The 12,366-nt window shown below is 40.2% G+C and carries 9 protein-coding genes and 1 pseudogene; 1 reads left to right on the plus strand and 9 read right to left on the minus strand.

Going from position 1 to position 12,366, the window contains the following annotated elements; translation table 11 throughout:
- Positions 1-25: 25 nt before the first annotated feature.
- A complete protein-coding gene (locus tag AC5JMK_RS05310) occupies positions 26-337 on the plus strand; it encodes a transposase (protein ID WP_495909553.1) in 312 nt (103 codons plus the stop codon).
- Positions 338-360: 23 nt separating this feature from the next.
- On the opposite strand, the gene AC5JMK_RS05315 is transcribed toward AC5JMK_RS05310, so the two are convergent.
- The 9 genes and pseudogenes from AC5JMK_RS05315 to AC5JMK_RS05355 all read right to left on the minus strand — a co-directional run bounded on the left by AC5JMK_RS05315 (position 361) and on the right by AC5JMK_RS05355 (position 12,364).
- Complete coding sequence (locus AC5JMK_RS05315; protein WP_495909554.1) at positions 361-1,212, minus strand: iron-siderophore ABC transporter substrate-binding protein; 852 nt, start codon at positions 1,210-1,212, stop codon at positions 361-363.
- A 225-nt stretch (positions 1,213-1,437) separates the two neighbouring features.
- Positions 1,438-2,090, minus strand: a pseudogene (locus AC5JMK_RS05320) (ISAzo13-like element transposase-related protein); the annotation flags it as partial.
- A 26-nt stretch (positions 2,091-2,116) separates the two neighbouring features.
- Positions 2,117-3,034 (minus strand): IS5 family transposase, encoded by a 918-nt coding sequence (locus AC5JMK_RS05325; RefSeq protein WP_495909555.1) that lies wholly within the window; start codon positions 3,032-3,034, stop codon positions 2,117-2,119.
- 278 nt (positions 3,035-3,312) lie between these two features.
- Positions 3,313-5,964 carry a TonB-dependent siderophore receptor gene (locus AC5JMK_RS05330; RefSeq protein ID WP_495909556.1) on the minus strand — a complete coding sequence of 884 codons (2,652 nt, stop codon included), beginning with the start codon at positions 5,962-5,964 and terminating at the stop codon, positions 3,313-3,315.
- 107 nt (positions 5,965-6,071) lie between these two features.
- Positions 6,072-7,070: a helix-turn-helix transcriptional regulator gene (locus tag AC5JMK_RS05335; protein WP_495909557.1), complete on the minus strand. Its 999-nt coding sequence runs from the start codon at positions 7,068-7,070 to the stop codon at positions 6,072-6,074.
- A 136-nt stretch (positions 7,071-7,206) separates the two neighbouring features.
- Positions 7,207-8,523, minus strand: coding sequence for an MFS transporter (locus AC5JMK_RS05340; RefSeq protein ID WP_495909558.1), 1,317 nt, complete (start codon positions 8,521-8,523; stop codon positions 7,207-7,209).
- A 356-nt stretch (positions 8,524-8,879) separates the two neighbouring features.
- Positions 8,880-9,764 (minus strand): oxidoreductase, encoded by an 885-nt coding sequence (locus AC5JMK_RS05345; protein WP_495909559.1) that lies wholly within the window; start codon positions 9,762-9,764, stop codon positions 8,880-8,882.
- Between the two features lie 263 nt (positions 9,765-10,027).
- Positions 10,028-10,891, minus strand: a complete 864-nt coding sequence (locus AC5JMK_RS05350) for an SDR family NAD(P)-dependent oxidoreductase (protein ID WP_495909560.1) — start codon at positions 10,889-10,891, stop codon at positions 10,028-10,030.
- A 111-nt stretch (positions 10,892-11,002) separates the two neighbouring features.
- Positions 11,003-12,364 carry a cytochrome P450 gene (locus AC5JMK_RS05355; RefSeq protein ID WP_495909561.1) on the minus strand — a complete coding sequence of 454 codons (1,362 nt, stop codon included), beginning with the start codon at positions 12,362-12,364 and terminating at the stop codon, positions 11,003-11,005.
- Positions 12,365-12,366 lie beyond the last annotated feature (2 nt).

A 12,366-nucleotide genomic window follows, 5' to 3' on the forward strand; every position in this document is an offset into this window, starting at 1 on the left:
TCCTTTTCCTGCACCCTCTTGACAAATGTGCCATTACCTTAACCTCTCACGAGTGGAAGGATCTTGGGTTGCACGTTATCAGGTACGACAAAATACTAAGAAATATTGGTACTATAAATTACAAAGTACCCAACCTTCATTTCAAAGTGCAACATCCGAAAAGCTAATTAAATACAAGCATTTGGGCAAGGCAGGTACGGTTGCCCACATAGATGCAATGATGTCTGTTATGAGACGTAGTATTTTTGATGAGCTACAGAAAGCAATTCACGTTCTGGATGATTGTTTGGTCGATATTACTGGCTCTGAACTCCAAGAGGAGGAATCGCAAGATTAATCAGCCAATTTACTTCGCGATGGTTACTCGCGAAGCCATTTTCTCCCCCCTGTGTTTTTCAAAAATTGGGATGCTCCCTTCCCAAGGTATTTTTCCAGATCATCAAGGATGGCATAAATCGCAAAAATATCTGAATTATGCCAATGTACGCCTACAACATAAACTTTGTTTTTTTGAACAACTTCAAGTTGTGACCATAAAGAACTTTGTTTGAGCTTATTTAACGTCTTTTTATCATCTTCCCTTTCCCAAGATACAACGAAGAGAGCATCCCCATCAATATCAGATATTTTTTCTTTTGAAATTATTGTGTTGATATAGAAAAAATCCCCTCTCTGTGATTTAGGACGTTGCAAACCAATATCTTTCAAAACCGACCCAGAGAAATGCTTTTCTCCATAAGACCCAATGCCATATTCTGAAGTTATATTGGCAATAGATATCTCCATATTTTTGCAACGACTCTCTTTTGAAGAGTCTGCACCAATATCCAAAGCTTGCTTCAGTTTCTCCACTCGTTGCCAATACTGATCTATCAATTGCTTGCTAACTTCCTCTTTACCCAAAACAGTAGCAAGTTCCTCTAGGAGATCTGTCCAGGGGGGTGAAGGAAAGGAGGTATTGAGTACTACTGTGGGTGCAATATAAGACAACTGTTTGTAAATACCTTTCAACTCAGAACCAGAAATAATTAGATCTGGTTTAAGTCTCAAAATCTTTTCTATGTTCGGGTTACCATAATTGCCAACAGACTCTACTTGAGCTACTTTATCTTGAAGATATTTTGGCATAGGAGAACTCGTAGAATAAGCTGATGCAATAGGGCGGACGCCTAACGCCCAGCTATTGGCTAAATTATCTGGTGCAAGATTCACTACCCGTTGAGGGTTACGAGGAACGCAGGTGCTACCCATTATATGTTGGACGGTTCGGCAATTCTCAACAGGCTGTTTATAGCTAGTTATACTGGTGTCATGAGTTGTTTTACAAGCCAAAATCAGTATGACTATTAAGATACTCAAAAGCATCAGACGGGTGAAGCGACGCAAAGAAATAATTGTGAGCATTTAGAGTATTCCAATAAAAAAATGATCCAAAAATCAAGCAGAAGAGCTAAAGATTTCAACAAACCATTTTTTCAAGTTTGGTAAACGTTGAATCTGTTGTTCAACTTCTGCCATTGCAACTTCTGTAAGTTTGACCCCTGTGTGGTAAACCTTGTCAACCAAAGTAACTACGGGATTTTTCTGCTTGAAAGTGAGGGTTGAAGCGAACTGTAGCACAGTATCAACGCTATCTAGTAAGCTACCACTCCAATGCTGTTCAAGCCAGCCAAAAGCCCGCTCAATCGGGTTAGATTTACTGTGGTAGGGTGGATAGTAAGCTAATTGAATTGTCAGTTGAAACTTGTGGGCAAACTCAAGGATACGGTACATAAATTGAGTTCGCCGAGAATGGTTTTCTGGTCCGTTATCTTGATTAATGACGATTTTGCGGATGTGGGTAATCTGTTTTTCACATATACCCACCAATCTTCGAGTCGATCAACTATACAATCAGCAGTTAATTTCGACTGCACGAAAAACAAAAATAGTTCCCCCTCAGTTGGCAGAAAAATTCCATAAGGAGTCAGCGTTGGGCAATCTGAAAAGTCATGGTCAAATGCTGTCGTCACGACACGAGTTTTTCCTCCTCTGTCAAACTCCCCGATTTTGATTCCTACCTTGGCATCCATCGAAATTCTAAGAGGATGTTTGAAAAGTGTTGAGCGGTAAAAATTTATGCCAAACGCCTGACCATGATGCGAATCATAGCAAGATAGATAAAGGTCTCAGAAGTTTGAGGTAATAGTTCATAATCTTTGTTCAAACGCCGACATCTAGTCAGCCAGCCAAAGGTTCTTTCTACTACCCAACGTTTAGGTAACAAAACAAAACCCTTGCGTTCATGGGGTCGCAGTACAACTTGGACAATCCATCGGTACAAATCCATCACCAACTGCATAAAGGGGTTGCCGTCGTAACCACCATCAACCCAGATAGGGGATCTCCAGAAAATAAAATGTCCCGCCCTATCAAATATATTTCGGCTCAACCCAAGGACTGGTGGGCGTTGCGCCCCCAGGCGCAACGCGAGGGCGGGACATTTTATTATTTGGAAGTGCCTAGTAGAAAGACGTGAAATCCTGTTTCCCATCTGTTTAACTTTCTGGAGTACTTGTTTACCACCTGAGCATTCGTCCACACTAGCAGCGCTCACTAATACTCGCAGTACTAGACCTAATGTATCCACTGTCAAAAACCGCTTGCGTCCTTTGATCTTTTTGCCTGCATCATATCCCACATCTTGATTGACCATCGCTGCTGTTTTTACACTTTGACTATCGATTATCGCTTCTGATGGGCTAACCGCCCGTTCGTTGTCCACTCTCACCCAATCCCGTAGTTGATCGTGAATGCTCACCCACGTCCCGTCTTGCCGCCAATTCCGAAAGTATGTATATACTGTTTGCCAATTCGGGAAGTCTCCCGGCAGGTTTCGCCAAGTACACCCTTGTGTCAACACATAGAAAATCGCGTTGATAACTTGCCACATATCTGCCATTCTCGGACGACCACCTTTTTTGCCTGCTGGAATTAACGGTTCTAATAATTCCCACTCGTCTTGGGTCAAGTTACTAGAGTATGCTTTACTCATCGCTCTCAATGGTGCTGTATGTACGTATTTACAGCTTATGCCCTGAGAGCTTTTTTTACTCAACTGCCGACTTTTCAAACATCCTCTTAGGTATGCGTGACATGCACCAAGTTACTGAGGAGTCGTGTGAATCTAACGACTTCATGCACGGTTTTGTAGCCGAGTCAAGAGGGTGACTTCCTGGCTTAGGCATCCATGTAGCTGCGATTTCCAATCGCCAGAGTTGGTATTGATTTAGACTTCACAAACAGCCTCTTAAATTTTTGTTCCTCAACAACCTAAAACCTCCATGAAATCGTCCCTTGAATGGTGAAAGGTTCGCCTATACCCACCAAGGTTTCAGATCCAATAGCTCGATAATACTCTACATCAAAGAGATTACGGAAATTTAGAGCAGCGCGGAATTGGTCACGTTCATAAAAAATAGCTGCATCGGTACGGAAGTAACTTGGTACCTCGAAGGTATTCGCCAAATTTCCTGCTGTTTCTCCAACATAATAGAACCCTAAACCAAATCCCAGTCCTTGTAAATCACCTTGTTGGATTCTGTAGGTTGTCCACAGGTTGAATGAGTGTTTGGGAGCAGCAAATAATCGATTACCAACTGGAATATCATTGTCTTCTGTGACTTTGGCATCGTTGTAGGCATAGCCTGCAATAATGTTCCATCCCGGTAAAATTTCACCACTGATATCTAGCTCAATACCTCGACTTTTTTGTTCTCCCGTTTGAATCGAAAAGTTAGGATTATCAGGATCGGTTGTCGTCACATTGGTGCGAGTCAGATCGTAGAAGGCGAGGGTGGTAGAAAGTTTGCTGCTCAAGTCAGCTTTGATACCAACCTCATACTGCGTTCCTCGCTCTGGCTCGAATGCTTCTCCGCTAGCTGATGTGCCAATGGTTGGTTGAAAGGATTGAGCAAAACTGGCATACAAAGAAATGGCCTGGATCGGTTGATAAACAATCCCCACTCGTGGACTAAATGCGGTGTCTGATTGGCTTGTTTCTACGTTTGTAATTCGATTCGTTTCGCGCTCCTCAAAGAAATCCACCCGTCCGCCTAAAAGAAGCTTCAAGTTCTCTGCAAGGGTAATTTGATCTTGGAGATAAATGCCAAGCGTATCTCTGGTTGTGAACCTGCTTCTATTAGGAACACCAGTAGAAACGATGGTTTGATCATAGACTGGGCTGAAGATATCTACTGGAGCAGCGGGAATTTCATCTTCATAGCTGCTATCAACTGTAAATCGATTCAAGCTAAACCCAACCAGGAGTTGATGATTGATTGAGCCAGTGTTGAATTTACCTAGTAAGTTGGTATCTAAATAGTAGGTGTCGTAAAATTGACTGCCAATAACACCGAGTCGATTCAACGTACGATTATCAGCCTCTAGACTAGTGGGGAAAAAATAAGGTTTTCCATCTCGATCATCGTCATCGTAAAACTGATAACGGAATGCATTTCGCAACTTCCAGTTTTCATTGAATTGATGCTCTAAGCGATACCCGACGTTACCAACGATGGTTAGGTTATCTGTTACTGGTCCTGTTGAGTTAAAACTACGGCGTACTTTTCCATTAGGGTTTGGTAGTATAGTACCCACTGCTGGCGGTCCGTCAGGTTGCTGTCCATTTCTTTCCATTCTAGTAATATCACCCTCTATAAGTAGGTCTGTATTTTTACCCAGGTTCAAGCTCAAACTGGGAGCAATGGAGATCTGTGTAAACTCGTTAAAATCAACAAAAGTCTCATTACTTCGATAAGCAGTATTAAAGCGATAGAGAGCAGTTTTAGAATCATTTAAAGGTCCAGAGAAATCGATTGTCCCCTGATAGTCATTAAAACTACCAATCGTTGCACTGACTTCGTAAAACGGATCGCGCAGTGGCTGTTTAGTCACATAGTTAATAATTCCACCCAGACCACCGTATAAAATTTCTCCATACAAGACGGAAGCTGGACCCTTCAACACTTCTAGCCTTTCCACATTGATAAAGATACCATCACTAGTGATGCTACCAGGTAGTCCATTTACAAGAGCGTTGCCATAATTTGCAAAGCCTCGAATAGTAAAAACGTCTCTACTTCCAGCTGCGGTAGAAATTGAGGTGACACCGCTAACATTTTCCAATCCATCTGTGATGCTTCTGGCTTGACGATCTTGCAGCACTTGTTGCGGTACCACCTGAATCGACTGGGGAATATCCCGCAATGGCGTATCTGTTCTCGTTCCCACTGAGGTATCTGGTACGCGATAGCTGTCTTGCTCTCCTGTCACCACTAACTCAATTAGTTCATCCTGCTGCGCTGCGGGTGTTTCTTCGGGTTTCTCTGTTGCTGGCTTTTCTTCAGTTTGTGGTGTTTCCGGTTGCTGTGCAGATGTTGTTGTAGATACGACTGCAAAAATCAACCCCTCATCCCCATCAAATAACTCAATCGCAGGTAAAGCCTTCTCGCCAACTACGGTTACCCGCACGGTATTTGCGTCAATATTCGTAACTGTTATCTGAGTAATTCCCTCCAGGGGTTTTTCTGATTTAAACGTGAAAGCATCACCATTCGATAAACGCAACTGTCCACCGATGACATCGACAATAAAATTATTACCCGTACTACGATTGGCGACTTGCAGTTTATCACCCCGGACTGTCTCTAAAATTACCTCCACACCTTTATCTGTGGGATTTGTCTTGACTCCGGTAATTAGTACAATTGATTGAGTATCAGGAGTTGGTGATTGCGACAGTAAATCTTTGATACTAGTAGCTGGAAACTCGGTTTCGCGGAGTGTTTTAATTCTTGTGATAACTGTATCCTGCTCTTTTTTTGATGCTAATGCCTGTTCAGGTTGAGCAAGTATACCACCGATGATCCCGGCTGCACTCACTACCAACCAGAGATAAATCTTAAGCGATCGCCAACTTTTCATACCACTCCCTACACAACCAACAATACTACTTATTGCGTATATTTCTTAATTGCAATAAACCAAAGTGTAGAAGAATACAGTTAGTCGAGTCTATCCCAAAACAGCATTTATAGTCCCAAAACAAGATTTTTGCCCAAACAACATTCTTTTGGTGTGATACCAAACTTGCGTTTAAACGCAGCTGCGAAATGTCCTAAATGAGAGTAGCCCACAATGTTAGCAACTTCCGCAACCGTTAAATCACTATTCTGTAGCAGGTGATGGGCTTGTTCCATACGCTGATTCGTCAAATAACTAAACACAGTTGTTCCAAACTGCATCTGAAACCCTTTTTGCAGGGTAGTCTCACTCACACCTACCTGTTTTGCCAACTCTGATAACAAGGGTGGATTCTCTAAACGTGCTTGTAAAATTTCTTTAGCATAATGAATTTTGGCAATAGTGTCTCTTTTTAATCGTGGTGATAATTGCGTGAGCTTACTATCTGGCAAAAAAGGAGCTAACTGCAAAGCCATCAATTCTATGACCTTACCCTGCAAATACATCCGCTTGACTATTCCCTGATAAGGACAGTTAATCATTTGCAGCACCACATCTTGAATTGCTGGATTAGTTTTGGAATGAATTAATGTTTGCCAATCGCTTTCTTTTGCCAAAAATTCCAACTGAGGTAGCATTTCTCCATCTTTTCCAGGAAAAAAAGTCCTTAGCAACTGGGGTGGCATTTCTATGTCAACACCCATCATCCTTTGGGAATGGCGATAATATGTATCATATTTTTGTTGAACTCCACTACCAGAAATAAATGTAGGTCCTCCCCTAACCTGCTCACCAGTATCTGTATACATCCCTGAAGCTAAAGCACCAAACTGGAGAGGATGATTACTTACAGGGACTTTCATTATTGTGTCGTGCTTATATTTTTTATCAATAATAGCTAATGTAAGTTCAGGATACACTTCAATTTTTCGATAGTAACCTTTACCGAGCTGTTTGGGTATTTCCTCAAGATACTCATATACTTCTAAAGCTGGGTAGTAGGTGCTACTTTCCTTGTTTGCCTCCAAAAGTTCATCGTAGTCTTTGATTGTTAAGGTGATTGTCATCGCTAGCGATTGTCAAACTTTAATGAAAATTAGTCTCAATAATTTTACCATTAAGTTGAGTGAGGGCAAGGTTTGAGAGCGAAAACGAGGGTGGATTAGCGTAGAGGCAAATTTTACGCTTCGGTTATTTTACAGACTACATCGCAACCTCATCATGGTCAGGTACAGTCTTTTCCAAATTTCGTAGCAACGGAACATTAAACCCAGCTAACCCTACCAAAAACATACATATCGAGCAAATTACGTACAACATCGCGATTCCCCCACCAGTACCAGTCCCAAATATTTCTCCCAAAATACCCACAAGGCTACCTCCCTGACTAAATGCAGGTATAAACACCTTATCTGCTAAAGGTCCTGCAATCAAAGCCGAAACTGCTGAAGCTAATTGCAGCAGCAAAGATCGTGTAGCAAAAATCCGTCCTTGTACCTTGGGAGCAACTTTAGCTAACCAAATCGCATTATCTGCACTACCACTGGTAGTAAAACTCAAAGAAAATAGAAATTGTATGGGAATCCATACCCAGATAGTTCGACCCAAACCAAATACTATTTTCAGTAATCCAATACTTATCATCCCCAGTAAAATACCCCTAATTTTGTTTTTAAAGCCTCTCCATTTATTAACAATTAATGCTCCTATTACACCACCAAAGCCAGCTGATGTAATTAAGTTACCCAGAACTAAAGTATCATCACCGGTACGTGCGAGAATCATTGGTATGTAAAGTGAAGCTCCAAGGTCGTGGGCAAACATAAATAATAAGTTAGCTACCAACAGAAATAGAAGACTTTTATTAGTATTTAAGTAACGTAATCCATACCCGATATCTTGCCAAAAATTTTCCTGACTCTCTTCTGTTTGCACTGGTTGGGGTATCGGTATCAAAAAGATACTAGAAATGGCGACTAAAAAAGTGGAAATATCAATTAACCAAATACCAACTAGTCCAATTAATTTATAAAAATATCCTGCTAAAGCAGGTGCGATCATAATTGCACTATGACTGGATAAGAAATCAAGACTACTAGCGCGATCGTAGTGTTGCTTGGGTATCATTAATGATACTGATGCGGAATATGCCAGATATTGAAATTGACCAAAAGTACCGACTAAAGCTGCTGCCACATAAAGATGCCAAATTTGTAAATATTTATTGATATATAAAAAGAGGAGAACAATTGTTGTGAGAACGGCAACAGTGTCACCTAGCATTATCAATAGTTTCCGATTCAAACGGTCTACAATTACACCACTAATAGGGGTAATAATAAGACTGGGAAGTAAACTGAAAAAACCTACCAGCGCGAGAGTTGTTGCTTTACCAGTAATTGACCATACCCAGATTTGCAAAGCAATGGCGGTCATTTGGCTACCAATCCCAGAAACGAGTTGACCTAGCCATATAATAAGGAAATTTCGCAAACTGCTACTGATTGGTTGTTTCGACATTAATCTTATTTGGTTTTAGGGAAAATTTATATAGCTTTTAACTGCTACCTACAAATAGCTGATTATCTTTGTTGTTAGCCTAATTTGCGTGTAATCAAAGTTAGCTGATGCTGCTGATTAAACTGAAGTTCCCCCGTGCAAGTGTGCTACAAATGCCTGAATTCCTTGCTGCATAGTAAATCCAGACTTTAAACCCCGAAATACTGTACCCATGTAGGTTATGGATTAAATTGCTACTTCATATTTGATGATTTCTGTCTCAGTAAAAATGGAAGTATTTTCATGTTTGGCTGTGTCAAAACCGACATTGGAGACTGATATAAACAACACATCTATATCCAGCTTTACAGTATCAGCTAGCTGGCAACTTGAATTTTATCTGCTGCAACCTCGTCAGAATCAGTAGTCATAGATACTTCCCTCCAAGCATCCAATTCTGCTTTCATAAACTTCAATGCACCTTCAATCACTTCTACTGTATCTGATCCCAGTGCCAATCTCATTGGTGGGTTATCACTATCAACGGCTTTAATCATGGCTAGAGCAGCTTTTCTAGGGTCACCAAGTGCATTTAAATCGTGATCCCACATATCTTGACGCATATTTCCAATTGATACTTCATAATCCTCAATTTGAGTATCATTTACGACAACAGAACGTTTGATAAAATCAGTACGAAAAGCACCAGGTTCAACAATAGTAACCTTAATACCGAATGAAGCTACTTCACTCGCCAAACTTCCAGAAATTCCTTCTATTGCAAGTTTACTACTGTTGTAGAATCCCCAAGCATTAGCAGTACTAAAGCAACCTATTGATGAAATATTAAGGATATGACCACTGCGTTGCTGTCGCATATAAGGTAATACTGTCCGTTGCATGTCTAAAACACCAAAAAAGTTTGTTTCAAATAGACGACGAACCTCCTCATCGCTAACTTCCTCAATAGCTCCAATAGTTGACACTCCGGCATTATTGACAAGTACATCAATGCGTCCATATTGAGCAGTTGCCTGCTTCACTGCTTCTCGCACTTCTTCGGGTTTCGCGACATCAAGTTGCACTGCGATGGCACGGTCTGGGTATTTTGCAGCTAAATCTTCAACTTTCTGGGGATTTCGTGCTGTTAAAACCACTACTTCACCCTTTTCTAGCACCACTTCAGCTAAAGCTCGACCAAGACCACTTGAAGTACCGGTAATAAACCACACCCGTTCTTGTTGATTAAAGGATGTAACCATGAAAAATCTCCATTAAGTAATACAAAATAGTGAAATAGTTATGCTTCCACTTCATTCATAACTGAGAAATGAAAATTATTTTCAAATACTTTGTACCTTCTAAGTCAACTTCTCCACTTCCGGCCATGAATGTAATTAATTCTTGACCAAATATATAACTAATAATTGTAATGAAAAAATGTTTAAACTTTAATTTAATCAAATTATCTTGAAGGATTTCGTTGGTAATTTGAGATTGTTTTTTTGAAGTCATTTATTTACTATTAATACTTAAAAAGATTGTCATAGAAATACTGGTGGGTTACTAGCCTTTTATACAATGCATACAATTTCCACTGCCACGGCGATCGCACTACAAAATATTGTCTTCTAGGCTTACGAGCTTCTAGAGCCTTTAATATAGCTGCTGTAACTCTTTCAGGTGGTAAACCTGTGATGCGATTTCCCTCTACAGATCCTTCTATACATACTTGGAAATTATTGCCATAGATAGCTTTCATTTCGGGTGACATATTAGCTAACACTTTTTTACCATCAGCTTCTACTTTGTCAGCCTGCTCTAGAGTAATTATTCCCTCTGGCAATATAGACAATACTTCAATTCCACTGGAACGTAGCTCCATTCGTAAAGAATCTGTGATTGCCTCAATTGCAATTTTTGAAGTAGATAAAAGCGACCTATACGGTATAGCATATCTACCACAAGTTGCACTAATATTAATAATTCTACCTTTAGCCTTTCGTAGCATTGGTAAGAAGGCTTGTGTGACAGCTATTTGACCTGTAACATTGATTTCAAAATTCCGTCTTATATCATCTATCGGTATACATTCTAATGGTCCGTCAAACCCAGTATATGCATTATTTATTAACGCAAATAATCCCTCATCACCAATTGCCAATGAGACAAATTCTGAACAGGATTTTATCTCTTGGGCTTTTGTGATGTCCATGATAATCGGTGTTAAATTTCCAGATGCAGCTTGCTTAATAGACTCCACATCTTTTTCTGTGCGAACTCCTGCAAATACTCGATATCCTTCCTCGGTAAGTTTAAGTGCGATCGCTCGACCGATACCTGTGGATGTTCCTGTGATAACGACCGCACCTTTATTAATCATGGTCATATTGATTTCCCCAATAATGAAATATACTTTTAACAAGCAAGCAGATTCTTCTTAATCTGCTGCCATAATAGCTATCTGAGTGTTTTCACTTTTGAAGTAGGACTATAAATTTTACTCACGTGACTTTCCTTGACGTTGACGAAGACCACGCTTGACCATCTTTACACCACTTGCAGGATAACAAATCAAACCTCCATATTTAGGGCGCTCTGGGCGTTGGCTGACTAGTTCTAATTCATAACGTGAAAGAATAGTTGCTAATATAAGTTTCATTTCAAATAAGGCAAAAGTTGCGCCGATACACACACGAGAACCACCTCCGAAGGGTAAAAACTCATAGGGAGAGAACTGTTTTTCTAAAAAGCGTTCTGGCTGAAATTCTTTTGGCTGAGGATATAAATCTTCACGCTGATGTGTTGAATAAATATTAGCAATAAGCACTGTTCCTGGATTTAACTTGTAGCCCATCACCTCGACGGTTGATTCTACTAACCTGGGAAATGCAAATAACTGAGTTGGATAAATTCGCAAAACTTCGTTACAAACCGCATTCAAGTATGGTAGTGCAAAAATGCTCATGGGGTCTAGGTTGTCACCAAGACTTTCGAGTTCTGATAGCAAGCGCGATCGCACAGTAGGTAAACGGTGAATCCAGTACAGAGCCCAAGTGATCGCAGTTGCTGAAGCATCAGCAACTGCAAATATAGGAGATAATAAGAGATCACGCACTTCTTCATTGCTTAATAGTTGGCCTGTCTCATCTTCAGCAAATATAAGATCACAAAGCATATCGGTGCGTGAAAAGTCTAATTGATTGCGACGTTCTTCAACCTCAAACAACAGTAATTGGAAAAGTTCTTGTCGAAGGTAAAGATTATAACCATGTGGACTCCACCGACCTAAATCTCTTTCTCCAAAAATAGTGAGCAGAATTTTATCTATTAGTGATTGTACATTTAATCTCAAAATGGAGGTAAATAAATGCTTAATTTTTTCATGACGTTCTCCCTTATCTAAACCCATGATAACTTCTATACCAACTTTTAAGGTAATATCTTCAATTGTTGGGTATGCGATGAAAGGTTTTCCAACTTTCTTCTGACCAATAATCTTTTCTGTTAGTTCGCAGATATGTTTTCCACAGGCTTGCATCCGTACTCCATGAAAAGTCTGCATTAATATTTTGCGTCGATTTTTGTGAATTAAACCATCAAGTTGGAGAACTCCTTGATTTCCTGTCATCAAAGCAAAACCCAGGTTCAACTCACCCCTAGCTGCAATTTCCTTAGTGTTTGTGAAAATCTCTTTTATTCCTGAAGGATTGCTGACATAAATTGTTGGTGTGGAACCAAACATGAGAGTGACAATATCACCATAACGTTTGGAAATCGCATCCATATAATTAAAGGGATTAGACTCGAATTGCAGACCTATTAACCAAGAAGGAGTTTTTGGTTCTGGGGGTAGCTGCATAA

The organism is Pelatocladus sp., assembly GCF_059505505.1.